Annotated in this window: 24 protein-coding genes; 11 read left to right on the top strand and 13 right to left on the bottom strand. The window is 58.9% G+C overall.

Features of this window, described 5'->3' with window-relative positions; translation table 11 throughout:
• Nucleotide 1: 1 nt before the first annotated feature.
• The 6 genes from flgL to DD235_RS15285 all read left to right on the top strand — a co-directional run bounded on the left by flgL (nucleotide 2) and on the right by DD235_RS15285 (nucleotide 10,490).
• Nucleotides 2-1,273, top strand: a complete 1,272-nt coding sequence (gene flgL / locus DD235_RS15310) for a flagellar hook-associated protein FlgL (protein WP_109062994.1) — start codon at nucleotides 2-4, stop codon at nucleotides 1,271-1,273.
• Nucleotides 1,274-1,382: 109 nt separating this feature from the next.
• Nucleotides 1,383-3,254 (top strand): methyl-accepting chemotaxis protein, encoded by a 1,872-nt coding sequence (locus tag DD235_RS17190; RefSeq protein WP_146193522.1) that lies wholly within the window; start codon nucleotides 1,383-1,385, stop codon nucleotides 3,252-3,254.
• 71 nt (nucleotides 3,255-3,325) lie between these two features.
• On the top strand, nucleotides 3,326-5,017 hold the full coding sequence (locus tag DD235_RS17185) for a methyl-accepting chemotaxis protein (RefSeq protein WP_109062992.1): 1,692 nt from the start codon (nucleotides 3,326-3,328) through the stop codon (nucleotides 5,015-5,017).
• 177 nt (nucleotides 5,018-5,194) lie between these two features.
• The gene (locus tag DD235_RS17180) at nucleotides 5,195-6,790 is read left to right on the top strand and encodes a methyl-accepting chemotaxis protein (RefSeq protein ID WP_109062991.1); all 1,596 of its coding nucleotides are present in this window, start codon (nucleotides 5,195-5,197) and stop codon (nucleotides 6,788-6,790) included.
• Nucleotides 6,791-7,118: 328 nt separating this feature from the next.
• Complete coding sequence (locus DD235_RS17175; RefSeq protein ID WP_109062990.1) at nucleotides 7,119-8,714, top strand: methyl-accepting chemotaxis protein; 1,596 nt, start codon at nucleotides 7,119-7,121, stop codon at nucleotides 8,712-8,714.
• A gap of 180 nt (nucleotides 8,715-8,894) precedes the next feature.
• Nucleotides 8,895-10,490: a methyl-accepting chemotaxis protein gene (locus DD235_RS15285; protein WP_109062989.1), complete on the top strand. Its 1,596-nt coding sequence runs from the start codon at nucleotides 8,895-8,897 to the stop codon at nucleotides 10,488-10,490.
• A 57-nt stretch (nucleotides 10,491-10,547) separates the two neighbouring features.
• Here DD235_RS15285 and fliR read toward each other — a convergent pair whose 3' ends face one another.
• From fliR to fliF, 13 genes are all read right to left on the bottom strand, one after another.
• Complete coding sequence (gene fliR / locus DD235_RS15280) at nucleotides 10,548-11,342, bottom strand: flagellar biosynthetic protein FliR (protein WP_109062988.1); 795 nt, start codon at nucleotides 11,340-11,342, stop codon at nucleotides 10,548-10,550.
• Nucleotides 11,343-11,364: 22 nt separating this feature from the next.
• The gene (gene fliQ / locus DD235_RS15275; protein WP_109062987.1) at nucleotides 11,365-11,634 is read right to left on the bottom strand and encodes a flagellar biosynthesis protein FliQ; all 270 of its coding nucleotides are present in this window, start codon (nucleotides 11,632-11,634) and stop codon (nucleotides 11,365-11,367) included.
• Nucleotides 11,635-11,649: 15 nt separating this feature from the next.
• Nucleotides 11,650-12,381, bottom strand: a complete 732-nt coding sequence (fliP, locus tag DD235_RS15270) for a flagellar type III secretion system pore protein FliP (RefSeq protein WP_193519615.1) — start codon at nucleotides 12,379-12,381, stop codon at nucleotides 11,650-11,652.
• Nucleotides 12,382-12,410: 29 nt separating this feature from the next.
• Nucleotides 12,411-12,758: a flagellar biosynthetic protein FliO gene (gene fliO / locus DD235_RS15265; RefSeq protein ID WP_109062985.1), complete on the bottom strand. Its 348-nt coding sequence runs from the start codon at nucleotides 12,756-12,758 to the stop codon at nucleotides 12,411-12,413.
• A gap of 15 nt (nucleotides 12,759-12,773) precedes the next feature.
• Entirely contained in the window at nucleotides 12,774-13,367 is a 594-nt protein-coding gene (fliN, locus tag DD235_RS15260) for a flagellar motor switch protein FliN (protein WP_109062984.1), read from the bottom strand.
• A complete protein-coding gene (fliM, locus tag DD235_RS15255; RefSeq protein ID WP_109062983.1) occupies nucleotides 13,364-14,371 on the bottom strand; it encodes a flagellar motor switch protein FliM in 1,008 nt (335 codons plus the stop codon). The genes fliN and fliM overlap by 4 nt, the downstream gene beginning before the upstream one ends.
• A gap of 5 nt (nucleotides 14,372-14,376) precedes the next feature.
• Nucleotides 14,377-14,937, bottom strand: coding sequence for a flagellar basal body-associated FliL family protein (locus tag DD235_RS15250; protein ID WP_239990180.1), 561 nt, complete (start codon nucleotides 14,935-14,937; stop codon nucleotides 14,377-14,379).
• Nucleotides 14,938-15,101: 164 nt separating this feature from the next.
• Nucleotides 15,102-16,367, bottom strand: coding sequence for a flagellar hook-length control protein FliK (locus DD235_RS15245; protein ID WP_162300514.1), 1,266 nt, complete (start codon nucleotides 16,365-16,367; stop codon nucleotides 15,102-15,104).
• A 14-nt stretch (nucleotides 16,368-16,381) separates the two neighbouring features.
• Complete coding sequence (gene fliJ, locus DD235_RS15240; RefSeq protein ID WP_109062981.1) at nucleotides 16,382-16,837, bottom strand: flagellar export protein FliJ; 456 nt, start codon at nucleotides 16,835-16,837, stop codon at nucleotides 16,382-16,384.
• Nucleotides 16,812-18,278 (bottom strand): flagellar protein export ATPase FliI, encoded by a 1,467-nt coding sequence (gene fliI / locus DD235_RS15235; RefSeq protein ID WP_109062980.1) that lies wholly within the window; start codon nucleotides 18,276-18,278, stop codon nucleotides 16,812-16,814. The genes fliJ and fliI overlap by 26 nt, the downstream gene beginning before the upstream one ends.
• Nucleotides 18,275-18,997, bottom strand: coding sequence for a flagellar assembly protein FliH (gene fliH / locus DD235_RS15230; RefSeq protein WP_239990179.1), 723 nt, complete (start codon nucleotides 18,995-18,997; stop codon nucleotides 18,275-18,277). Before fliH ends, fliI begins: the two co-directional genes overlap by 4 nt.
• A gap of 22 nt (nucleotides 18,998-19,019) precedes the next feature.
• Nucleotides 19,020-20,042, bottom strand: a complete 1,023-nt coding sequence (gene fliG / locus DD235_RS15225) for a flagellar motor switch protein FliG (RefSeq protein WP_109062978.1) — start codon at nucleotides 20,040-20,042, stop codon at nucleotides 19,020-19,022.
• A complete protein-coding gene (fliF, locus tag DD235_RS15220) occupies nucleotides 20,020-21,693 on the bottom strand; it encodes a flagellar basal-body MS-ring/collar protein FliF (RefSeq protein WP_109062977.1) in 1,674 nt (557 codons plus the stop codon). The genes fliG and fliF overlap by 23 nt, the downstream gene beginning before the upstream one ends.
• A 279-nt stretch (nucleotides 21,694-21,972) precedes the next feature.
• On the opposite strand from fliF, the gene fliE reads away from it, so the two are divergent.
• The 5 genes from fliE to DD235_RS15195 form a co-directional block, all read left to right on the top strand.
• Nucleotides 21,973-22,326 (top strand): flagellar hook-basal body complex protein FliE, encoded by a 354-nt coding sequence (fliE, locus tag DD235_RS15215; protein WP_109062976.1) that lies wholly within the window; start codon nucleotides 21,973-21,975, stop codon nucleotides 22,324-22,326.
• Between the two features lie 222 nt (nucleotides 22,327-22,548).
• Nucleotides 22,549-22,926, top strand: a complete 378-nt coding sequence (gene rpsL / locus DD235_RS15210; RefSeq protein ID WP_109062975.1) for a 30S ribosomal protein S12 — start codon at nucleotides 22,549-22,551, stop codon at nucleotides 22,924-22,926.
• Between the two features lie 142 nt (nucleotides 22,927-23,068).
• The gene (gene rpsG / locus DD235_RS15205; RefSeq protein WP_109062974.1) at nucleotides 23,069-23,539 is read left to right on the top strand and encodes a 30S ribosomal protein S7; all 471 of its coding nucleotides are present in this window, start codon (nucleotides 23,069-23,071) and stop codon (nucleotides 23,537-23,539) included.
• Nucleotides 23,540-23,616: 77 nt separating this feature from the next.
• Nucleotides 23,617-25,722 (top strand): elongation factor G, encoded by a 2,106-nt coding sequence (gene fusA / locus DD235_RS15200; RefSeq protein ID WP_109062973.1) that lies wholly within the window; start codon nucleotides 23,617-23,619, stop codon nucleotides 25,720-25,722.
• A gap of 66 nt (nucleotides 25,723-25,788) precedes the next feature.
• Nucleotides 25,789-25,942, top strand: a 154-nt coding sequence (locus DD235_RS15195) for a GTP-binding protein (protein WP_239990187.1), incomplete at its 3' end; no start/stop codon positions are given.

Genomic DNA, 25,942 nt, shown 5'->3' with positions numbered 1-25,942 from the left:
CATGCGCCTCAGTACTTCGCTCATGTACAGCATCAGTGCTGCCACGATGACCAACAAGCAGAAGGACATGTCGCAACTCTACCAGCAGATTGCTCAGGGCAAGCGTGTGCTGCGTCCTGGTGACGATCCTCTGGCGGCGTCCCTGGCAATCAACGTGAGCCAGAGCCAGGCGGTCAATACACAGTATGGCAAAAACCGCGACGTGGCCGAGCGCAACCTGCAGACCTCCCTTGAAGCGCTGGACAGCGTCTACAGCTCGCTTACGACAGTCAGCACCAAGTTGGTGAATGCTGGCAATGGCAGCCTGTCGCCGTCCGATCTGCGCTCCCTGTCCGCCGAGTTGAAAGAGGTCTATGCCAGCCTGTATACCCAGGCCAATGCCACCGATGGCAACGGGCACTACATTTTCTCCGGGAATCAGGGCCAGACGCCTGCCTACGAAGTGCAGAATGGCTGGGTGGTGGGTGATTACCAGGGGGGGAACCAGCCGCGTACGATCCAGGTGGACCAGACTCGCCAGATGCCATCGTCTAACCTGGGTTCCGAGATTTTCGAGCGGGCCAATCCCGGTTCGCGCGGCGTTGTGGCGACGGTTGCCACCGGTGCCGGCACGGCCAACTCCACTCTGGTCGCGGGACATCCGGTGCTGCCTTCTGGTGGTGCCACCAACAACAATACCTACACGGTCGTGCTCGACAGCGTCGCGGGGACCTATGATGTTCGCCAGGCGGATGGCACGACTTCCGTCGTACCTCCCATCAGTGGTGCCTATGACGCATCGACGGGTGTCACGGTGACCCTGCCCAACAATGTCAAGATCCAGCTTGAGGGTGAACCCGGTTCAGGCGGGACAGGCAACGATGTCGTGACCGTGGCACCGATCGTGTCGTCGGATGTCGACATGAATATGTTCACGACCCTGAAAAAGGCAATCGATGCACTGGATCAGGTCGATACGGATGATGCTGCCAGTGTCGCAGTATTTCGCAATGCCATGAATGAGGCAGGTGCCAAGCTGTCCAACAATTTCGACAATGTCCTGACAATACGTGCGTCCATCGGTGCACGTATGAATGAACTGACGGCGCTTGATACCAACAGCAACCTGCGTGCTCTGAGCTACAGTGCCCAGATGACCAGTCTGGAAGGCAGCAGCGAAATGGACATGGTTGAGATGTACAGCATGCTGCTCTTCCAGAGCAATGCGTTCGAGGCTTCCATGTTGGCATTCCAGCGCATACAGGGATTGTCCCTGCTGAACTCTCAGCGATAACCGGAAGTAAAACCCAAGCGGCCTGTTTCACGACAGGCCGCTTGGTTTTCCCGTATTGATTTTGCGTTGCAGCACGATAAGATTGTCGTAAGTAGATAGGGAGTAGCGAGTGCTGAAGAATCTCACCGTCCGCACAGGTATGTTACTGGTGCTGTCCTTGTTTGTGTCGGGGCTGTTGTTGGCAATCGGCTTTACATGGAATAACGCGCAGCGTTCAGAGCAGGGTTTCCAGAATCTTTACGATGTGGCGACCAACAGGGTGGAGGTGCTGACTTCGTTGCGCGCTGCCCTGAATGAAAACCGGCTTTATCTGGCTTTGTCGCATCGTGATTATTTGCTGAACAATCCCAATGGCGTGAAGGCCAACGTGGCCAAGGCCCAGGAAGCTGAACAGAAAGTCGCAAGCATTTTCCAACGTTTCCATGATGCGCCGAAGGATCCTGAGGGACAGAAGATTTCCGACAATATCGATCTGGCACTCAAGGGCTATCTTGGCATGTCTGCCAGCGCCGTGCAGGGTTTCAGCGATGGCGACGATACTGAATATGCGTCGCCCTCGAAGGCGGCGGAACGTGACAAATACGTTACGGAATTGAACCGGCAATTCGATGCCTATTTCGCCTGGGCACGTGAACTGTACGCCAGCCTGACGGGTGATGCCTCCCGGCAGACCGATATTGCCACCATTGGAGCGGCTGCCTTGTTGGCTATGGCGTTGATTCTGGCACTGGGATGCTGGCTCTATATTTCACGCTCCGTGTTGCGTCCCCTGGCTCAGGCGGGAGATGCGTTGGGACTGGTAGCTGCCGGTGATCTGACGCACCGTGTGGATGTGACATCACGCAACGAGATTGGCCAGCTGTTTGTATCGCTGCGCAAGATGCAGGAGAGCCTGACGCGGGTGATTGCGCAGGTGCGCCAGGGTGTTGACGAGATCAACACGGGAGCGACGGAGATCGCGCAGGGCAATACGGACCTGAGCAGCCGCACGGAGCAGCAGGCTGCGTCGTTGGAAGAGACTGCGGCGAGCATGGAAGAGCTGTCGGGCACGGTCAAGCAGAATGCGGACAATGCGCGGCAGGCGGATCAGCTTGCGGGCAACAGCATGGGTGTTGCGCGTCGAGGTGGTGAGGTGGTGTCGGAAGTCGTGACGACGATGGATGCGATCTCGGCGAGTTCGCGCAAGATTGCGGAGATCGTGAATGTGATCGACGGGATCGCGTTCCAGACGAACATTCTGGCGCTGAATGCGGCGGTGGAAGCGGCGCGAGCTGGCGAGCAGGGCAAGGGCTTTGCGGTGGTGGCCGGAGAGGTTCGTACGCTGGCGCAACGTAGTGCGCAGGCGGCGCGCGAGATCAAGACGCTGATCGAGGATTCGGTGAGCAAGGTTGAGGCAGGTTCGAATCAGGTTGAGCGCGCGGGCAGCACGATGAAGGAGATCGTGGATGCAGTGCAGCGAGTGACAGACATCATGGGCGAGATTTCTGCGGCGACGCAGGAGCAGTCGAGCGGTATCGAGCAGGTGAACCGAGCGGTGGCGCAGATGGATGAGGTGACGCAGCAGAATGCGGCGCTGGTGGAAGAGGCGGCGGCAGCGGCGGGATCGCTGGAGTCACAGGCGCAGCAGTTGCGCCAGGCGGTGTCGGTATTCCGGATCAGTTCGCAGGAAGTCATCGAAATGCCGGCGCATGCCGTCGCCGCAGCCCGTTCTTCGGCTCCTGTTCGCAAGCCGGTACAGGCTGCTCCGGCAGCGGTATCCAAACCAGCCGTCGGGAAAAAGGCCCCTGGTGCAGCGCTGCCCAAACCCGCTGCTCCGCAGGCGGGCACCACATCTGCTGCGCCCCGTGCCGCTGCGCCAGATCATAATGAGCCGCTGCTGCGGCCCAACCTGGGAAAAACCAGCTCGACCGGAAAGAGCCGTCCAGGTGCAACGAGTCATACACAGAAAGCCGACAGGGATGATGACTGGGAGACATTCTGACATGCCGTAGGCGATAAAAATGGTTCCAGCCTGCCGTACGAGTGGGCGGAGCCGTCAGCAAGGGGAAACAAATGGACTATGCTCTGGAAGGGCGGCGGTCGCGTTCGACCCACGCCGTGTTGGATGTAGTGCCGGCTGAAAACAAAAAAAGCCGTTTTGGGGCAAGGCGCAGGCAGCAGCCTCCCTGGCGTCTGCGTGACCTGAAAATCGGTACGCTGATGCTTTTTCTGTTCGGGGCATTCATGCTGCTGTTGATCGGGATCGGTGCCATCAGCGTACTATTCCTGGCTCAGAACAACCAGGTTTTTCAGGAAATGAGTGGCGCACGTCGGCAGGTCAATCTGATCCATAGCCTTGGTGCAGATACCGCGGCCGCTCGCCTGGGCCTGATGACGACCGCCAGGTCTCTGCAGGAAGCTGAAGAGTTCCGACTGAAATCGATGCGGGAGCGGGCGCAGACAGAACTCCAGGCTGTCGAGGCGTTGTTGACCAAGATCGATCGCGATTTTCAGGATTTTCGTGCCCTGATCGGGGATGACGGTGCCGAACAGCCCATCATGCTCAGCCTGATCCGAACTTATCGTGCCTACATCGATGATGCCGTGCAACCCATGCTGGATGCCTTGCGCGATGGCAATCACTATATTTTCTACATGGTGAATACGGAATACGGTACGCCACGTGCTGCAGCATTCTCCCAGGCGTTGCAGCAACTGGTCGACCAGCAGGAGCAGGCACAGCACCAGGCCGAACAGGATGCGGCGGGCCTTTTCCAGATCGGCAGCATGGCTGTGGGCGCAGCCATCTTGCTGGGCGTGTTGTTCATGTTGTTGGTGAGGATTGTATTTGGTCGTCTGATCCTACAGCCGTTACGACAGGCTGGCGAGCAGTTCCAGCGTATGGCGATGGGGGATCTGACTGCGCGTGCGGCTTTCGATTCGCGCAATGAAATCGGTCAGCTATACGCTGCTGTGCGGCAGATGCAGGATGGCCTGATCCGTACCGTGGCTCAAGTCAGGCAAGGTGTGGAAGAGATCAGCGTGGGGGCCCGCCAGATCGCGCAAGGCAACAATGATCTCAGTAACCGCACTGAACATCAGGCCAGTGCCCTGGGCAAGACGGCTGTCAGCATGGCGGAGTTGGCAGGGACGGTACAACAGAACGCCGACAATGCCCGTCAGGCAGATCAACTGGCTGCCCGCAGCATGGACGTGGCTCAGCGCGGTGGTCAGGCCGTGGCTGCCGTAGTGGGGACCATGCAGGCCATTTCCGGTAGCTCGCGCAAGATCACCGAGATCGTCAATGTGATCGACAGCATCGCCTTTCAGACCAATATCCTGGCGCTCAATGCGGCCGTGGAAGCTGCTCGTGCCGGCGAGCAGGGCAAGGGTTTTGCCGTGGTGGCTGGCGAGGTGCGCACGTTGGCCCAGCGCAGTGCGCAGGCGGCGCGCGAGATCAAGGTTTTGATAGAAGACTCTGTTGGCAAGGTCGATACCGGCTCGGCGCAGGTAGGACATGCAGGCGATACCATGCGGGAGATCGTCGATGCTGTGCAGCGTGTAACCGATATCGTGGGCGAGATCTCTGCTGCGACGCAGGAACAGTCGTCAGGCATCGACTCGGTCAATGGCGCGGTGTCACGCATGGACGAAATGACACAGCAGAATGCTGCATTGGTGGAAGAAGCAGCTGCAGCAGCGTCATCGGTGGAGCAACAGGCGCAGGATCTGAATCGGGCAGTGTCGGTGTTCAGGCTGGCTTGACGTGATGCGATATGGAACTGGGCAGAATTCAGAAAAAATAAGCGATTATTACGCTAAATGCCATTTTTTATGACTTGTTTGCATGAGTCGGCGTAAAAAGAACGGCGTTATTGGAAGACTGCCACACCCGACGCAGGGATATAGTGTCCATATATCGATTGCACAGTTGGAGTCAACATGTTGAGCAAACTGAAAGTACGCACGATTTTCCTGTGTATTCTGGCCGTATTTACGCTGGCGCTGGTCGTATCCAGTGGAATCGGCTGGAAGAATGCCTATTCCGGCTATCGTTCCGTGGATCGTATCCATGACATGACGACCGAGCAGGTTCGCAATGTCTATGGTGCCTGGGTGGCCTTGCTGCGCGCTCGCGTGGGACTGGCCACGGCCTATACCGAACTGCAGGAAGGCGAAACCGGCAAGATTGGCGAACGCGTGGACGGTGCGCGCAAGCGTCTGGAGCAGGCTACTTCGGCCATCCAGACCTACCAGGCGACTGTCGCGTCCGATGCCGAGCGTACACAGGCTCAGGGGCTGGCTACGGCACTGGGGCACTATACAGCGGCCATTGAAAAAGTCGGTCAGGCGTTGCTGCAACAGGATGCCCAGGCCTATCTCCAGGCCAATGCCGCGTCGCGCGAGGCGAATCAGACGTTTGATCGGCTCCTGAATGAAAATCTGGATAACATTGGCGTGCAGATGCAGGCACTGGAGGACGATTCAGCCGAAGGCTATGACACGGCACGGGCCGTCACAATCGGTCTTTTCGTGCTGGCGGTGATCATGTTCCTGGCCGCATGGAGGTTCATCGAGCGGACTGTTCTGGGGCCGCTGCGGCAGGCAGGCCAGTTGTTCGAATACATGGGGCAGGGCGATCTGACACACCGTGTGGATGTGACATCACGCAATGAGATTGGCCAGTTGTTTGTATCGCTGCGCAAGATGCAGGAGAGCCTGACGCGGGTGATTGCGCAGGTGCGCCAGGGTGTTGACGAGATCAACACGGGAGCGACGGAGATCGCGCAGGGCAATACGGACCTGAGCAGCCGCACGGAGCAGCAGGCTGCGTCGTTGGAAGAGACTGCGGCGAGCATGGAAGAGCTGTCGGGCACGGTCAAGCAGAATGCGGACAATGCGCGGCAGGCGGATCAGCTTGCGGGCAACAGCATGGGTGTTGCGCGTCGAGGTGGTGAGGTGGTGTCGGAAGTCGTGACGACGATGGATGCGATCTCGGCGAGTTCGCGCAAGATTGCGGAGATCGTGAATGTGATCGACGGGATCGCGTTCCAGACGAACATTCTGGCGCTGAATGCGGCGGTGGAAGCGGCGCGAGCTGGCGAGCAGGGCAAGGGCTTTGCGGTGGTGGCCGGAGAGGTTCGTACGCTGGCGCAACGTAGTGCGCAGGCGGCGCGCGAGATCAAGACGCTGATCGAGGATTCGGTGAGCAAGGTTGAGGCAGGTTCGAATCAGGTTGAGCGCGCGGGCAGCACGATGAAGGAGATCGTGGATGCAGTGCAGCGAGTGACAGACATCATGGGCGAGATTTCTGCGGCGACGCAGGAGCAGTCGAGCGGTATCGAGCAGGTGAACCGAGCGGTGGCGCAGATGGATGAGGTGACGCAGCAGAATGCGGCGCTGGTGGAAGAGGCGGCGGCAGCGGCGGGATCGCTGGAGTCACAGGCGCAGCAGTTGCGCCAGGCGGTGTCGGTATTCCGGATCAGTTCACAGGAAGTCATCGAAATGCCGGCGCATGAGCGCTTGCACCAGGCCTGACTCTGTCTGAATAATGGGCCACCTTGTAAAAGGCTGGCCCATTCTCATTGATAATGACTGGTTTGATATTCATTTGGTCTTGAACGTATTGATGTGCAACATTGTGAATTAAAAATTTGTATTTAAGTTTTTATATGTCGGGTATTCCACATGTGTTGCCCGATAATATAAACAATGTGGGCAATATGGTTTTTATTGAATAATTGAACGCATTATCAGGATATTAATATTGTTCAGCCGTGCTGCGTAGATGCAGGGCGAGGCCGGTTTCTCGCACATATATGCGAATTTGGCCTTGGTTTCATCTTGGTGTGTCAAGGAATGAACGATGTTAAAAAATATGATGGTGCGTACTGGCATGATGCTGGTACTGGGCTTGTTCTTTGCCGCTATTCTGTTGGCAATCGGGTTTGCCTGGCGGGGTGCAGGGCAGGCCAATACAGGTTTCGAGTCTCTCTACAGTATGGCTGTCAAACGGGCGGATCCCCTGCATGCGGTTCGCGAAGGATTGCTCGAGAATCGCCTCCGCATGGCGTTGGCACATCGTGACTATCTGCGTGGAGAGGCCGAAAAATCGCGTGCCAATGCCAAACTGGCTGATGCTGTGTTGGATCAGGTCGAAAACACTTTCCGCCAATTCCATGCCGAACCCAAGCTGGGTGATGGGCAGCGCCTTTCCAATGATATAAGCCAGGCATTGGGTGCATATATTCCCATGTTGCGGCAGGCTGCCCAGGGATTCATGAGTGGCAGCGACAGTGAATATGGTTCACCGGCCATGCTGGCCGAGCGCAATATTCTGGTCGATAAAATGGAAAAGCTCTTCACGGATTATTATGAGCTGACGCATCGGATTTATGGTTCGATGATGACGGAAGCTGCACAGCAGAAAACGTTTGCCGATGTCGGCGCCATTGTGTTGCTGCTGCTGGCTGGGGCCCTGGTGCTGGCCGGATGGCTTTATATCGCACGGATCGTGCTGAGGCCGCTGGAGCAGGCGGGGCAGGAATTGGGGCTGGTGGCTGCCGGTGACTTGACCCATCGGGTCGAGGTGGGCTCACACAATGAAATCGGCAAGTTGTTTACTGCAATCAGGCGCATGCAGGAAAGCTTGTCGCAGGTTGTCATGCAAGTACGCCAGGGGGTGGATGAGATCAATACGGGCTCTACCGAGATCGCCCAGGGCAATACCGATCTGAGTAGTCGTACCGAGGAGCAGGCTGCCTCGCTTGAGGAAACTGCAGCCAGTATGGAGCAGCTTGCCAGTACGGTAAAACAGAACGCCGACAATGCCCGCCAGGCCGATCAACTGGCAGGTACCAGTATGGGCGTGGCACAGCGTGGCGGAGTGGTGGTGTCTGAAGTGGTCACGACCATGCATGCCATCTCTGGGAGTTCACACAAGATCGCAGAGATCGTGAATGTCATTGATGGCATTGCATTCCAGACGAATATTCTGGCATTGAATGCTGCGGTGGAGGCGGCGCGAGCAGGTGAGCAGGGCAAGGGCTTTGCGGTGGTGGCCGGGGAGGTGCGTACGCTGGCGCAGCGCAGTGCGCAGGCGGCTCGCGAGATCAAGACGCTGATTGAGGACTCGGTGAACAAGGTGCAGGCCGGTTCGCGGCAGGTCGAACTGGCTGGCGAAACGATGAAGGAAATAGTTGATTCCGTGCAGCGGGTGACGGACATTATGGGCGAGATCTCGGCTGCATCACAGGAGCAGTCGAGCGGTATCGAGCAGGTGAACCGCGCAGTAGCACAGATGGATGAGGTCACACAGCAGAACGCCGCACTGGTGGAAGAAGCGGCAGCAGCGGCCAGTTCGCTGGAGTCACAGGCGCAGCAGTTGAGACAGGCCGTATCCGTCTTCAAGGTCAGCTCACGCGAGGTGATCGAGATGCCGGCGGTAAGGGCGCTTACTTGAATCAAGCATTGATCTGGGGATCTGATCGGATGAAATAGTCAGAAACAATCGCCTTGTTCGGAAATTTAAAAGAGGCGATCGCGTTACACCATAGACAAGCAGTCTTGACAAAGGTCAAGACTGCTTTTGTTTGTGTGCAAAGCGGCGAGCGCTTTCCGAACATGCAGTGGATTGGAATAAATGAGAATAAACCTGCCCGTCACTGACCATGAGTTCAGGCTGGAGGAGACGGATTACCTGATTTCGCGTACGGACTTGGCCGGACGAATTGTGTATGCCAACCATGCATTCGTAAGAGCAAGTGGCTATGCGCTGGAGGAGCTGCTGGGGGCACCGCACAATCTGGTCCGGCATCCGGACATGCCTCCTGGTGCCTTCGCTGACCTCTGGAAGACGCTCAAGGCCGGCCAGACTTGGTTGGGCGTCGTCAAGAATCGTCGCAGAAACGGAGATTTCTATTGGGTGCTGGCCAATGCCTCACCGATATTTCGGGGTCATGAAGTCGTGGGCTACTCGTCGGTGCGTACTCGACCGACCCAAGAACAGATCGATGCTGCTGCCTGGTATTACGCGCAATGGAGCCAGGGCCGGCAGGCAGGAGCGACTGTGGCACAGGGGCGCGTCGTGCCGGTTGGATGGCGCCGGATATTGAGGGCACTGGTGCGTAGCCTGGCACCTCGTACGGCTTTGCAGCGCATGTTGCAGGCATGTGTGCTCGGGATTGCGGCTGTGGGGAGCGCGGGCTGGACATTGCATGCTGCACGCATGAACCCGAATTGGCTGGCTGGGCTTGAACCTGACTGGATTGCCGGGCTGACCATCTCGGGCGTGCTTGCGTTGGCGGGGTATGCCGGTATGGCATTCTGGAGGCTGCGCCGGTCTCTGCAGCAGTCCATGCAAAGTGCCTATCAGCTTGCTGCGGGCAATCTTACAAGTCGATTGGATTTCGATGATGATGATGAGTTGGGACGTCTGCGTTTTGCCCTTGAGGTCACGCGTTGCAGCATGATCAGTGTTGCACGTGACATGGGCCGGACACTGGGCGGTACACAAAAGGCGGGGGAGGTCATCGGGGCGGGTGGGTACGAGCTGTTGCAGCGGACACAATTGCATGATGTCATGCTGGAACAGACCGAAGCGCGTATCAAAGCTCTGGATGGTGCGGTCCAGGACAATGCGGTGCATGTCGAGACAGTAGGGCGTCGTACCAGTGAGAGCAGGGCTCTTGCGCAGCAGGCAGGCCGTACCGTGACGGATGTCGAGGAAACGATCAGTGGGATAGCTGCCGAGTCGGATCGTATGGCGGCTATCGTCGGGATGATCGACGGGATTGCCTTTCAGACCAATATCCTGGCGCTCAATGCGGCCGTGGAGGCGGCCAGGGCGGGAGAAAGCGGTCGAGGTTTCAGTATCGTGGCAGCAGAGGTCCGAACCTTGGCGCAGAAAAGCGCGCATGCGGCGGCGGATATCAAAACGCTGATAGAACACTCGGTGGGCAGGATGGATGCAGGTGTTCAGCAGGTACGACAGGCGCAGGGCATGATGCAGCAAGTCCTGGAATCAGTTGCGCGTGTCGATGCGGCTGTGGCCTCGATTTCGGATGCTTCCACGGCTCAGCATGCGGGCATTTCAGCCGTGAATACTGCGATGCAGGAAATCGAGCAGGGGACGCAGCAAAACAGAGAACTGGTAGGTGAACTGAGGCGGGCCAGTGAACTGCTGGACCAGCATATCCAGCGGCTCAGCATTGCACAGGCCGTGTTCCAGACACCTTGAGAAAGTGTTGCAGGCCCATTCGCAACGGGTGTTTCCTGTGTTTGGGCGCGATACGCCCTAGGGGCCCTGCACGGCAAAGCCGGCAGCGACCCCTTCCATGGTTTCGAGCCCTGCGGCGATCAGGCGTTCCAGGAAGCCGCTGGTCTGCGGAATCATGACAGTCAGCATGATCATGCCGGCAATCAGGGAGATCGGGAAGCCGACTGCGAAAACAGACATTTGTGGCGCGGTGCGGTTCAGGATAGCCATGCACAGATTGATAGTCATGAGTGCCGTCATCAAAGGCAATGCCATCAGCAGGCCTGAAATGATCACCTGACCGCCCCATTGGTTGAGCAGGCCCCAGCCAGCGACATGGAGGGGGGCATCGCTGATGGGTAATGTTTCGAAAGAGTGCAGCAGGCCTTGCAGCATCAGCAGGTGTCCGTCCAGGGCAAGGAACAGCAGCATGGCGATCAGATTGAGCATGCGCGAGAGAACGGCAGTGTTGCCACCCGTGGACGGATCGAAGAACGAGGCAAAGGACAAGCCCATCTGCAGGCCGATATACTCACCGGCCGTCTGTACCGCAGCGAAGACCACGCGCATGGTCAGCCCCAGCATGATGCCGATCAGCGTTTGTTGTACGGCGATACCCAGGCCGGCATAGGATGCTGGGGGGATATCGGGCATGGGACCTAGGGCGGGCGCAACGGCAACAGTCAGCGCGGCAGCCAAGGCGATCTTGACCCGCTTCGGGATCGTTGATTCACCAAATAGTGGTGCGCTTGCGAACAGTCCCAGGAGACGAAAAAAAGGCCAGAGGAAGGCCGCCATCCAACCATAGAGTTGATCGATCGTGAACGAGAACACGGTGTCCGTCTCCCGTATGCGCCTACATCGCCAGCGTTGGAATGTTGCTGATCAACTGGCGCATGAAATCGACCAGGGTATTCAGGATCCATGGTCCCAGCAGGACCAGGGCCGCACACATGGCCAATAGCTTGGGAATGAACGAAAGTGTCATTTCATTGATCTGGGTAGCTGCCTGGAAAATGCTGATCAGCAGGCCGACGATCAGGGTCACGAGCAGGAGCGGTCCGGCGATGCTGAGGGTCAGTTTGAGCGTCGCGTAGATCAACGTCATTACGGATTCAGGCGTCATGCGAGTCCTCCGTGTCTATATATAGAAACTACGCGCCAATGAACCCAGTAACAGGTTCCAGCCATCGGCGAGGACGAACAGCATCAGCTTGAACGGCAGCGAAATGGTGACAGGCGGTACCATCATCATCCCGAGCGACATCATGACACTGGCAACGACCAGATCAATGACGAGGAATGGAATGAAAATGGTAAAGCCAATCTGGAACGCAGTTTTGAGTTCACTGGTGATGAATGCGGGCACCAGCACGCGAAACGGTACCTGTTCCGGTGTTTCGACTTCAGGCAGGTTGGCCATGTTGGCGAACATCATGAGGTCGTTTTCGCGGGTCTGGTGCAGCATGAATGTGCGCAACGGCTTGCCGGCCTCCTCGACGGCCGCTTCGAACGAAATACTGCCCTCGGTGAGCGGCTTGTAGGCCGTGTCGTAGATCTGGTCAAAGATCGGCGACATGGTGAAAAAAGTCAGGAACAGTGCCAGGCCGATCAGGATGTGATTGGGTGGAGAAGTAGCTGTACCGATAGCGTTGCGCAGCAGACTCAGCACGATGATGATGCGGGTGAAGCAGGTCATCATCAGCAGCATGGCCGGTATGAAACCGAGCATGGTCAGCAGCAGCATGGTCTGAATGCTGAGCGAATAGATCTGCCCGCCATCGGCACCAGGCTGGCTGGTGATGGCAGGCAATGCCTGTGCCTGAACGGCCCAGGGTGCACACCACAGGATCAGCCCCAGTACAAGGGCCATGATGCCATGGCGCTGGAATGAAATCGGAGTCATTGCGGAGTCGACGGGGGCTGTGCGCGCTCAAGCGCGTCCTTGAATGTGCCATCGGTGCTGCTGGCGGGCGCTTCTTCGGACGTGATGGATTCGGATGGCGGGAAGGTATGCAGCAGGTTGATGCCGTTGGGGTGCAGGCCGACCACCAGGCGGGTGCCATCCGCTTCGATGATGGCGATTCGGTGACGGGGACCTAGTCCGAGACTACCCAGCAGGCGCAGACTGCTGGCCTGACGCGATGTGCCGGCCAGACCGAGACGGCGCACGAGCCAAGCCGCAGCCAGGATCATGCAGATGATCAGTATCAGTACTGCGATGACACGGATCAGCGCGGCCTCGGTCATGATGACAGGGTGCGATCAGCGCCGGTTGTTGAGGCGGCTGAGACGTTCGGAGGGCGTAATGATGTCGGTCAGGCGGATGCCATAGCGGTCTTCCACCACCACGACTTCACCCTGGGCAATCAGGAAGCCGTTGACGAATACGTCCATGGGCTCACCAGCCAGGCCATTGAGCTCGACCACGGAGCCCTGACCCAGTTGCAGCAGATTCTTGATGGTCATCCGGGTACGGCCGAGCTCAACAGTCAGTTGTACCGGCACATCCTTGATGAAGTCGATGTCGTGACCGATGGTCTGGCCACTGGGCGTCAGCGGCTGGAAGGCAACGGGCGACGCCGTAGCGGCAGTGGTCGCTGCAGCAGTGGCAGATGCCGGAGCGGCTGCTGTGCTGCTGGCAGGGGCCGGCTCGCTGCTGGTATCCTGTTCTGCGAATGCTGCGGCCCAGTCATCCATGCTGACGCCAGCTGGGTCTTCGGTCGCGGCGGCAGTCGTGTCGACGGCGGCTGACTCGCTGCCCTGCACCAGGCCATCAGCCTGGGTGCCGGCGAAATCGGAGGATGCCGGCTGGTCGGACGCAGGTTGTTGGTCGGGGGAGAGATCGGTGTCAGTCATGATAGGTGATCGTTGATGAATTCGTCATTGCGTGTATCCAGAATGTTCTGGACGCGCAAGGCATAGCGGTTGTCATGTACGCCGTACTGGCACTCGAGCACAGGTACACCATCGACGTGGGCCGTGATGGTTTCGGGCATTTCGATCGGCAGCACATCACCAGCCTTGAGGGCCATCAATTGGCCGATGCTGGACTGGATGCGCGTGAATTCTGCAGATACTTCAATATCTGCACTGCGCACCTGTTGCGAAAGTTGCTGCATCCAGCGCTGGTCTACTGATTCCAGGGAGGTTTCCTGCAACGGCCGAGTCAGCAGGTCACGTACCGGCTCGATCATCGAGTAGGGCAGGCAGATATTGAGATTGCCACCTACGGCACCGAATTCGATGCGAAACGACGAGACGACGACAATTTCGTTATTTCCGGTGATGCTGGCAAACTTCGTGTGCATCTCGGAGCGGACGTACTCGAATGCAATCGGGTACACCTTTTCCCAGGACTTGCCGTAGCTTTCAAGGGTGAGCCCCAGCAGCCGCTGGATGACGCGTTGTTCGGTCTGGGTGAATTCGCGACCTTCGACCCGTGTATGGTAGCGGCCATCGCCACCGAACAGGCTGTCAATGATCAGAAACACCAGGTTCGGGTCATAGGTGAAGAGCGCCGTACCCCGCAGCGGCTTCATGGTGACCATGTTGAGATTGCTGGGCACCGGCAGGTTGCGCTCGAACTCGGCGTATTTCATGATACGGATATTGCCGACGGAAATATCCGGGCTACGCCGCATGAAATTGAGCAGCACCGTGCGCATGTTGCGCGCAAAGCGTTCGTTGATCAGCTCAAGCGTCTGCATGCGCCGTCGCACGACGCGATCTGGTGAACCCAGATCATAAGCGCGTACTCCGGACGTGTCCTGCTGGGTGCTTTGACTGGCCTGCGACTCTCCCAGCTCACCGGCAAGGAGGGCGTCGACTTCATCCTGGGAAAGGAATGCCTCGTAAGACATGATCTTTACTGCACAACGAAGTCGGTGAACAGCACGTCTGTGATGTGCTGCGATTCGGTCATCGGCGAGAAGGGCATGCTGATGGCCTTGGAAATGGCCATTGCCAGCGCGACGCGGGTATTGGCCTGCTGTACGGTATCCGGGGGCTGTTGCGACAGAATGAACAGGATACGACTGCGCACTTCAGGCATATAGCTCTTGATGCGGTCTTCGGAGGCCAGATCGGCAACGCGCAGCGTGATCGCCGTGTGCAGGATGCGTTCCATCTGGTCGTTGGCCAGCGTGACGGTGAACGGTTCCAGAGGCACGAATATGGGGGCCGCGATGACAGGTGCGGGTGCGGGTGCGGCAACGGGTGCGGGTGCCGCAGCCGGTGTGGCTGCAGTGGCGGTGGGTGCGGACGACTCGGTGCCTGCGGCTGCCTGTTTCGGCAGATAGAATTGGGTCATCACATACCATGTGGCACCGACGCTCAGGCCGACGACAATAAGCAAGGCCAGCAGCGCCTGGATGAAGCTGCCGAGACGACCACTGGAACGTGAGGGAAGAGTACTACGGGCGGGCATAATCGTTTGCTTGAGAGTCGCCATGGTTTAGGACTTGCGAAAAAGCGGCCATTGCGCAGATTCCTCGAAGTCTCGATTCTGCCTGATACCGGCATGGCGAGGGGGATGAAAAAGGCAGTAAATACCAGCCATCTCAACCGTTTGGGTCTCCATGATGAATGGCATCAGACGAATACGTCGATCAATGCGTCCGGGCGACGGGATTGTTCAGTTGCAGAAACCAGGCCGGAACCGTTTGTATCGCTGCCTGTCAGGTTGTCGGAAGCATCATGCCTCTGGCCTTGTCCTGCTGCGAATTGTTCGTCCTGGCGCTGTTGTGCTGCGTGGTCCCCTACATTTGCCTCGCCCAGGGCGATACCAGCCTGATTCAAGGCCTGCTGCAATTGTGGCAGAGCCGATTCGACGGCCTGGCGCACGGCGATGTGAGGGGATACGAACGAAGCCTGGGCAATGCCGTCCTGGAGACTCAGTGTGATACGCAACGGGCCGAGATCCGGTGGGTCAAGGCGCAATTCGGCGTGCTGGACGCCCAGACGGATGGCCTGGTTGCCGAGCCGCGCGACGTGCTGGCCGAGTTCCGGAGCCCAGCCTCGGGAGCCTACGGTTGCCTGGATCTGATCGTGAGTGCCTGTCGTGGTGCCGACATGCGACAGCCCGACGGGTTGCATGGAGCCGGTGGCGGGAGTGTTGTGCTGCTGCAGTTGTGTGTCGACGGCGGCCAGGGGTTCCTGCATGCGTGTCGAGGTGTTGTTCTGGGCAACCTGCTGCATGCCTGCCTGGGTCGGTTCGATTGCCTGGAATGCGCCTGTCTGCGACTGCAGGCGTTCGTTGCGCTGTTGCGCCTGCGAACTGCTCGAGGAGGTTCTGGCTGGCACAGCGGCGAGGTCAGGTCTGGATGCTGCCGACGTGAAAACCGTGCTGTCCGTGCCGCGCGTTGTGGCGTCGGCAACGGATGCCCGATTGATCGCAGCGTCTTGATCCTGTGGTTCTGCCTCGCCTGCCTTCGGGACTGTCCGCTCGATGTGATCCCGCTGTGCAGCCAGTTCAAGCATATCCCTGGGCGTGGCTTTTGCCTGCGAGACCAAGTCTTTGCTGTTGCCCTCGGTTCTGTCACCGATGCGCAACAGTGTGTCGGCATCCATGACATCTTCTTCGGTCTCGCCAGCAGGGGCGGTGCCTTGTGTGCTGTCCTGCTGAATGAACGCCTGCAGCAAGCCCAGCGCTGTGTGGTCTGCAGCAAGCGGATCCGAGTGGTCCGTATCGGTTGTGTCGTCGATCGCACGCTTGCGTTGCGTAAGCAGATCCTTGAAAGGTGCCGAGCCCGCCTCGAGTTCCTGGCTGGTCTGGCTCGCAGCAGCCACGTTGCCACGGGTGGCTACATCGGTATCTGCCTGGACCGGGACATGAAGCACGGAAGATGTTACGGACATAGCGATCCCTAGATTCAGAAGGTACCAGCACCAGCGCGCAGATACGCACGGATACTCTGTTCGTCAGTCTGACGTTGCTCTCGCCGTTGTTGTTGCAGGGCGATCGTCTTTTGTTGGCGTTGTACCAGCGTATCGAAAGAGTCCAGCTTGCGTTTGGCCTGGCGCCATTGCTCACGACCCTGTTCAAGCTGCTGGTCGGCGGTGAGGACGACCTTGTGCTGCTGGTCAATCACGTTGTCGAGAACGGTCAGGAACTGTTCGTAATTCTGGTAGTGCGCAGCAGGTACGCCGTTACGCATGGCATTTTGCAGGCGTTGTCGGTAGTCCTGCTTGTAGTCGTACAAGGCTTCAAGCTGATGACCGGCCTGGTTGCGCTGCGTCTGCAACTCCCCCAGCGAGCGCACGGCAGACTCCGTGCGCTTCTGCGCGAGATTGATCAGCGTATCAAGAGGTGAATGCTTGGCGCTCATGGGAGTTCATTTCCGATTCGAAAACCTGATCCAACTGGCGGACGGCCATTTCGTAAGGAATATTAACATCCAGATCCTGCTGGAGGTATGACGAGAGGACGGGATATTTGGTTACGGCTTCGTCCAGCTCGCTGTCATGGCCCGGTGCGTAGGCCCCCACGGCAATCAGGTCGCGATTGCGCTGGTAGCGTGACAGCAATTGTTTGAAGCGGCGTACGCGCGTGAATTGCGAGCGATCGATCAGCGCTGTCATAACCCGTGAGATCGAAGCCTCTATATCGATGGCGGGATAATGGCCTGCTTCTGCCAACTGTCGCGACAGGACAACGTGGCCGTCCAGAATGGCCCGTGCCGCGTCTGCAATCGGGTCCTGCTGGTCATCGCCTTCGGTCAGCACGGTATAGAAAGCGGTGATTGAACCTGCAGCACCGCCTTCTGCCGTGGGTGTGCCATTGCCGGCACGTTCAACCAGGGCTGGTAGCTTGGCGAATACCGAGGGAGGATAACCCTTGGTGGCCGGCGGTTCACCGATGGCCAGAGCGATTTCGCGCTGGGCCATGGCATAGCGGGTCAGGGAATCCATGATCAGCAGCACATGCTTGCCCTGGTCACGGAAATATTCGGCCAGGCGTGTGGCGTAGGCAGCGCCCTGCATGCGCAGCAAGGGGGATACATCGGCTGGCGCGGCGACCACGACGGAGCGGGCAAGCCCTTCGGGCCCCAGGTTTTTCTCGATGAACTCCTGGACTTCGCGGCCGCGCTCGCCGATCAGGCCGACGATGATGATATCGGCACGGGTATAGCGTGCCATCATGCCCAGCAGCACACTCTTGCCGACCCCCGAACCTGCGAACAGGCCCATGCGCTGGCCACGCCCCACGGTCAGCAGGCCATTGATGGTGCGCACGCCAACATCCAGCACCGTATCGATTGGCGCACGTGCCAGCGGATTGATGAGGGTGGTGCTCAGTGATGCCGGTGTGGCATCGTGCTCATCAATCGGGCCGAGATCGTCGAGCGGCCTGCCTGTGGCATCCAGTACTCGCCCGAGCAGGCCTGCGCCGACGGGCAGGTGGCGCGCCATATTGGGACGGGCCAAGCCATTGATGCGTGCGTGCTTGGGCAGGGGAATCGGTGACTGTACGACTGCATCTTCAGGCAGTACGCGTGCGCCGGGCATCAGCCCATCGATATTCTGCAATGGCATCAGGTAAAGGGTGCCTCCATCGAAGCCGACGACTTCGGCCTCGACGCCATGCTCTGCGCCTGGTGCGATTTCAATCAGGCAGGAGGCTCCGACCGGAAGGCGCAGGCCGGTGGCCTGCAATACCAGTCCTGCTGCCCGCGTGACCCGCCCAGATACCTGCCAGGCAGCGGCGGACGTGCCGCGCAGCGAGGCAATCTGGAGTTGGGTCTGCCAGCGGGCAACCGTATTGCTCATGGCTGGGGCTCCTCCCAGCGGAGTGTCTGGCCCAGTGCGCCGGCAATGTGTTGCCAGCGGGTCTGCAGCGTGGCATCGATGTCACCATATGCTGTTTGTGCACGACAGCCGCCGCGTGCCAGCTCGGGATCAGGCAGCAGGCGCCAGTTGGCATCCTGCAAATCTTCCTGCAGATGCTGCTGTACCAGTTTCAGATCTTCGGGATGCAGCCAGATACGCACGCGGCCGGGACCGGCTTCGGTGTGCAGGATTTCCTGCACCAGAGGCAGGATCAGTTCCGGATGCACGTCGAGCTGGGTGCGGACCATCTGGCGCGCCAGATCCAGGGCCAGCTTGATCACGCTCTGGCCGATCTGTTCCTCAATGCTGCTGATGGACTGGGCACATTGCTGGGCTGCCTCATGCAACCGGGCAGCCTCAATGGCCCCCTGGGCGCGTGCCGCTTCTGCCCCTTCGGCCTGACCGGCCGCATAACCCTGTGCGTGCCCTGCAGCCTTGCCTTCGGCGAACCCCTCGGCCATACCGGCGGCATAGCCTGCCTCGCGGCCGGCCTGTTCTGCTTCTGCACGCCACTGTGCCAGCAGTTCCGTCGGTGGCTCGGGGGGGAGGGGCTCCGGCTCAGGTTCTGGCTCGACTTCGGCGGGCAGTTCCGGTTCGGGTTCCGGCGTCAGGATGGACGCCATCTGCCACCGCCGCCAGGCGGCACGGTGACGATCCATTGACCGAGGGTCTTTGCCCGGGTCAGACATAGGCGTCGTCGCCCTGGTTGCCCAGCACGATCTGGCCTTCTTCTGCCAGGCGGCGGGCGATTTGCAGGATGGTCTTCTGTTCGGTCTCGACACGCGACATGCGGACCGGACCTTGCATCTCGAGGTCTTCGCGCAGGATTTCGGCAGCACGCGACGACATGTTCTTGAGGAACTTCTCCCGCAGGTCTTCGGTGGCACCCTTGAGTGCGATGACCAGCACTTCGCTTTCGACTTCCTTGAGCAGCAACTGGATGCCACGGTCATCGATATCGATGAGGTTGTCGAAGACGAACATTTCGTCGACGATCTTCTGTGCCAGGTCTGCATCGCGTTCGCGCAGACTGGCCACGACAGATTCTTCCTCTGTCGAGTTCATCATGTTGAGAATCTCGGCGGCCGTGCGTACGCCGCCCATCTTGCTGCGCTTGGCGCTCTGGCCGCTGAGCAGGTTATTGAGGGTTTCGGTGAGCTCCGCCAGCGCGGTCGGCTGGACGCCGCCGAATGTCGCAATGCGCAGCATGACATCGTTGCGCAGGCGGGCAGACAGGAGATTCAGCACACTGGCTGCACGGTCACGTTCCAGGTGGACCAGGATCGTGGCGATGATCTGCGGGTGCTCGTCACTGATAAGTTCAGCCACGGTGCTTGCGTCGAGCCAGTTGAGCGCATCGATGCCGCTGCCGCTGTCGCCTGCCTCGAGGATATCCTCAATCAGGCTGGCAGCACGATCACTGCCCAGCGCCTTGGTCAGCACGGCGCGTACGTAATCATCAGAGCCCAGCGAAACGGCCATGACCTGATCGGCTTCTTCACGGAAGCTGAGCAGTACGGCCTCGACATCCTCACGCGAAACCTGTTTCAAGCCGGCCATGGTGGCACCGAGCTGTTGTACTTCGCGAGCTGTCAGGTGGCGAAATACTTCCGCAGCGGCATCCTCGCCGAGCGACATCATCAGGATGGCGCTGCGTTCAAGGCCTGTGAACTCTTTTTTCTCAGGGTTGTTTGCTTGAGCCATTGGGGTCGGTCCAGGTGCGAATGATCATGGCAACGGCACGCGGGTCCTTCATGGCCAGTTCGCGTGCGGATGTCAGGTTGTTTTCGTACAGATGTTTCTTGCGCTCGCGAGCCTCTTCCTTGGCTTGGCGCATGCGTTCCTGTTCTTCCAGCGCGACTTCCTGCTGGGCCTCTTCTTCTTCGGCCGTTGCCTGTTGCTGGCGCATCGGACGGATGACGGCACGCCAGAACCAGATCAGCAGCAGCAGGATCAGCAGGTAGGTGCCGAAAGTACGGCCCATGTCGAGGAAGTACGGATCACGCCAGACCGGCAGGCTCGGCTCGAGATCGTTGAACTGGCTATTGGCAATGCTGACGGTATCGCCGCGTTGCTCGGAATAGCCGACCGCCTCGCGAACCAGTTTTTCAAGTTTCTGGATTTCGTCTTCAGGCAGCGCTTCCCACTCACCGTCGGCGTTGACTCGGTAGTTGACGACCACGGCCACGGACATGCGGGTCAGTACACCCACGGGTTGCTTGGTATGGCTGATGGTGCGATCGACCTCATAGTTGGTCGTATCGTCGTGGCGCGACTGGGTGGGAACCGGCGGTGTGGCCGGTTGTTGAGCGCCCTGCTGGTTTCCTTGCTGGTTGCCCTGCTGGGCTACGGCAGGCGGTTGCTCTATCGGTGCGACAGGATTGACCGGTGGCTGATTGGTGAGCGCACCCGGCACGCCGATTGCGCCTTGCGGGCCGGTCTGGTTGCTGCTGCTGGTCTGGCGGCTGCGGACTGCGGCCTGACCTGGCGTCTGGTTGGGGCGGTAGATTTCAGAGGTTTCTTCGCGCTGGGCAAAATCCATTTGCGCGCTGACCTGGGCATGAACATTGCCCGGACCCACCAGTGGGTTGAGCAGCGTCAGGATGCGTTCGACGGCTCGCTGCTCGATCTGCTGCACGTATCGCAGCTGGTCTGCATCGGCTCCCATCGGGCCGGTATCGGGGTGCGAGAGCAAACGGCCATTCTGGTCGACGATGGATACATTGTCGGCGCTCAGGTTGGGCACGCTGGAAGCAACCAGCCAGGTGATCGACGACACCTGCGACTCACCCAGTTGACGACCCGGGTAGAGCGTCAGTAGCACGGATGCAGTCGGGGGCTGGCGGTCGCGTACGAACAGCGACTGGCGTGGCAGGGCCAGATGCACGCGCGCCCGTTCGACTGAATGCAGGGCTTCAATGGAGCGGGCCAGCTCGCCTTCCAGGCTGCGCTGGTAATTGATCTGTTCCGAAAACTGGCTGGCACCGAAGCGGGACTGGTCCAGCAGCTCGAACCCTACTGAGCCGCCACGCGGCAGTCCCTGGCTGGCGAGTTGCAGGCGTGTGTCGTACACCTTGTCTGCCGGCACCAGCAAGGCATTGCCATTGTCGGAAAACTTGTAGGGCACGTTCATCTGGCCGAGTGCGGTCACGATGGCTCCGCCATCACGTTCTTCGAGATTCGAGAACAGGACACGGTATTCAGGGCCGCGGGACCACATGAACACGACGGCCAGCAGTGCGACCAGCAATGCGCCAGCACCCAGCAAGGCTGGTTTTGGCAGTTTTGCCAGGGCATCCAGTTTGGGCAACTTGGCTTTCAGCGCCGCAAAGGCGTTGTTGGCAGGGTTGTTCATCGGTTGTTTACCCGGTGGGAATCATTCTGCCCAAAGCCAGTGGACACGCAAGTGCGGTGGAGGTGGTGAAGCGGCATGAAGCAGGGCTTTCTAATCGGAACGATGGATTATCGGGCGGGAGAGGCTGAGTCGAATCAATGAAAAGCCGTATTTTTCAGGGTTATTCAATGGATAGGCGCTGGCCTGCCCTTTCTAGAATACGATTGCCGACTCGTGTGCTGTGTGCAATCTGATGCGCTGCAGCAACCCGGCGCGGCCCTAATTATATAGGTGTGTGTAATGTCGATACAAAAATTGTCAGGCTTGGCTGGAATCGAGCAGATGTTGTCGCAAATGCGCGCTGTCGTACGTGCTGCCGGCATGCTGGATGGGCAGGCCGAGGGTACTGTGCGCCAGGCCGATGCAGCACAGGGCAGCTTTGCCAGCGAACTCAAACGTTCCCTGCAACAGGTGGCGGCGCTTCAGGAAAGCTCTTATGCGCAGGCCAAGGCGTTTGAGATGGGCGACCCCGGTGTGGCGCTCAATGACGTGATGATCGATCTGCAGAAGTCCGGTATCGCGTTCCAGACGAGTTTGCAGGTTCGCAACAAACTGGTCACTGCGTATCAGGAAATTGCCAGCATGTCCATTTGATCAGGTTGTGTTATTGACCTGATGTGTTCAGTGAGCTAGAATCAGAAGCTCGCTGGAATATGCCTATGGTGTAAGCCAACGCAAGAATTTCGCAAGACCTGCTCTTTTTTACGGTGTCGAACCGTGCCTGGGGCAGGCTTGTGGCAAGCCCCAAAAGGAAGAATCCGGGTGGTCCTTCCTGGCGGAACAAGAAACCGGCATCCGTAAAGGAAATCTAAGGTCATGCCTACTATCAGTCAGCTCGTGCGTAAGCCGCGCGAGGCCAGTACGACGTCGAGCAAGAGTCCTGCTCTCGAAAACTGCCCTCAGCGTCGCGGTGTCTGCACTCGTGTCTACACCACTACTCCCAAGAAGCCGAACTCGGCATTGCGTAAGGTCGCCAAGGTGCGCCTGACCAACGGCTTCGAAGTCATCTCGTACATCGGCGGCGAAGGCCACAACCTGCAAGAGCACTCGGTCGTGCTCGTGCGCGGTGGTCGTGTCAAGGATTTGCCGGGTGTGCGTTATCACATCGTGCGCGGTTCGCTTGACCTGCAAGGCGTCAAGGATCGTAAGCAGGCTCGTTCGAAGTACGGTGCCAAGCGTCCCAAGAAGGCCTGATAGCATGGGCCCGCGCCGGTTACGGTGCAGGCATGGTGCAGCTGGCATTGGCCAGCAGTAAGTGGTCATCGGCATGGCCGTATTGACCGAGACTGCATGCAAGGGCATGTGGTTCAACTGAATCGACACACAAGGAATAGAAATGCCACGTCGTCGCGAAGTACCCAAGCGTGAAGTGTTGCCAGATCCCAAGTTCGGCAGCGTAGAACTCGCAAAATTCATGAACGTTGTGATGTTGTCCGGCAAGAAAGCCGTGGCTGAGCGCATCGTCTATGGTGCCCTGGACCAGATCCAGCAGAAGACGGGCAAGGACCCGATCGAAGTCTTCAATACCGCCATCAACAACATCAAGCCGATCGTCGAAGTCAAGAGCCGCCGCGTGGGCGGTGCGAACTATCAGGTGCCTGTCGAAGTACGCCCGGTGCGTCGTCTGGCCCTGTCGATGCGCTGGCTGCGTGAAGCTGCCAAGAAGCGCGGCGAAAAGTCGATGGACCTGCGTCTGGCCGGCGAACTGCTCGACGCCCTCGAAGGTCGCGGCGGTGCCATGAAGAAGCGTGAAGATACGCACAAGATGGCCGAAGCCAACAAGGCATTCAGCCACTTCCGCTGGTAAAGCGATGGCCCGCACGGGCCGTGCTGTAAGCAATCAAGCCCCGGCCATGGTGCCGGGGTTCCAATCAAGGAACCAATATGGCTCGCAAAACTCCGATTGAACGCTATCGGAATATCGGGATCTCGGCACACATCGACGCCGGCAAGACCACGACCTCCGAACGTATCCTGTTCTATACCGGTGTGAACCACAAGCTGGGCGAAGTGCATGATGGCGCAGCCACCATGGACTGGATGGAGCAGGAACAGGAGCGTGGCATTACGATCACCTCCGCCGCTACCACGGCATTCTGGCAAGGCATGGCCGGCCAGTATCCCCAGCATCGCATCAATGTGATCGACACCCCGGGACACGTGGACTTCACGATTGAAGTCGAACGTTCCATGCGCGTGCTCGATGGTGCCTGCATGGTTTATTGCGCTGTGGGCGGTGTGCAGCCCCAGTCCGAAACCGTGTGGCGTCAGGCCAACAAGTATGGCGTGCCGCGTCTGTCCTTCGTCAACAAGATGGACCGTACCGGTGCCAACTTCTTCAAGGTCTATGATCAGTTGAAGACGCGCCTGAAGGCCAATCCTGTGCCTATCGTGATCCCCATCGGTGCCGAAGACAACTTCGCCGGCGTGGTCGATCTGATCAAGATGAAATCCATCATCTGGGACGAGGCCAGCCAGGGTACCAAGTTCGAATACGGTGATATCCCTGCAGAGCTCCAGGCCCAGGCCGAAGAGTGGCGCGAAAAGATGGTCGAGTCGGCTGCTGAAGCCAATGAAGATCTGATGAACAAGTACCTCGAGACGGGCGAACTGACCGAGGAAGAGATCTTCAAGGGTCTGCGTGCACGTACCATCGCCTGCGAAATTCAGCCGATGCTGTGCGGTACTGCCTTCAAGAACAAGGGCGTGCAGCGCATGCTCGACGCCGTGATCGAATTCCTGCCCTCGCCCGTGGACATTCCCCCGGTTGAAGGCCAGGACGACGAAGGCAATCCGATCTTCCGCAAGGCTGATGACAGCGAGAAGTTCGCTGCACTGGCTTTCAAGCTGATGACCGATCCGTTCGTGGGTCAGCTGACCTTCGTGCGTGTGTACTCGGGTGTGCTCAATTCGGGCGATACCGTCTACAACACGGTCAAGGGCAAGAAAGAGCGTATCGGCCGCATTCTGCAGATGCACTCCAACAGCCGCGAAGAAATCAAGGAAATCCGCGCTGGCGATATCGCTGCCGTGGTGGGTCTGAAGGATGTCACGACGGGTGAAACCCTGAGCGACATCGATGCGCACGTTGTGCTGGAGCGCATGGAGTTCCCCGAGCCCGTGATTTCGCAGGCTGTCGAGCCCAAGACCAAGTCCGACCAGGAAAAGATGGGTCTCGCCCTGTCGCGCCTGGCGCAGGAAGATCCTTCGTTCCGTGTCTACACCGACGAAGAATCCGGCCAGACCATCATTTCGGGTATGGGCGAGCTGCACCTGGACATCATCGTTGATCGCATGAAGCGTGAATTCGGTGTCGAAGCCAACGTCGGCAAGCCGCAAGTGGCTTACCGCGAGACGATTCGCAAGACCTGCGAAGAAATCGAAGGCAAGTTCGTCAAGCAGTCCGGCGGTCGCGGTCAGTACGGCCACGTCGTGCTCAAGATCGAGCCGCTGGAACCGGGTGGCGAAGGCTTCGAGTTCGTCGATGCGATCAAGGGCGGTGTGGTGCCGCGCGAGTTCATCCCCGCAGTCGAGAAGGGCCTGCGCGAAACGCTGCCTTCGGGCGTGCTGGCCGGTTATCCGGTGGTCGACGTCAAGGTCACGCTGTTCTTCGGTTCGTACCACGATGTGGACTCGAACGAAAACGCGTTCAAGATGGCTGCTTCGATGGCATTCAAGGACGGTATGCGCAAGGCTTCGCCCGCGCTGCTCGAGCCGATGATGGCCGTTGAAGTCGAGACGCCGGAAGACTACGCTGGTACCGTGATGGGCGATCTGTCGTCCCGCCGCGGTATCGTGCAGGGCATGGATGACATGGTCGGCGGCGGCAAGATCATCAAGGCAGAGGTGCCCCTGGCTGAGATGTTCGGCTACGCCACCAACCTGCGTTCGATGACGCAAGGTCGTGCAACGTACACGATGGAGTTCAAGCACTACGCTGAAGCTCCCAAGAACGTTGCCGAAGAAATCATCAGCGCTCGCGGCAAGTAATACCAACCTATCGACCGGGCGGCGGGCGCTGTCCGGTCAGTATTTTGAATCAAGCAAGGAACCAAAATGGCAAAAGGTAAGTTTGAACGGACCAAGCCGCACGTGAACGTGGGCACGATCGGTCACGTTGACCACGGCAAGACGACGCTGACGGCAGCGATTGCAACGGTGCTGGCCAAGAAGTTCGGCGGTGACGCCAAGGGCTACGACCAGATCGACA

This window comes from Corticimicrobacter populi (genome assembly GCF_003123725.1).
GTDB lineage: Bacteria > Pseudomonadota > Gammaproteobacteria > Burkholderiales > Burkholderiaceae_B > Corticimicrobacter > Corticimicrobacter populi.
Note: the sequence above shows the minus strand (reverse complement) of the source record. Positions and strands in the feature narration are given on the sequence as shown.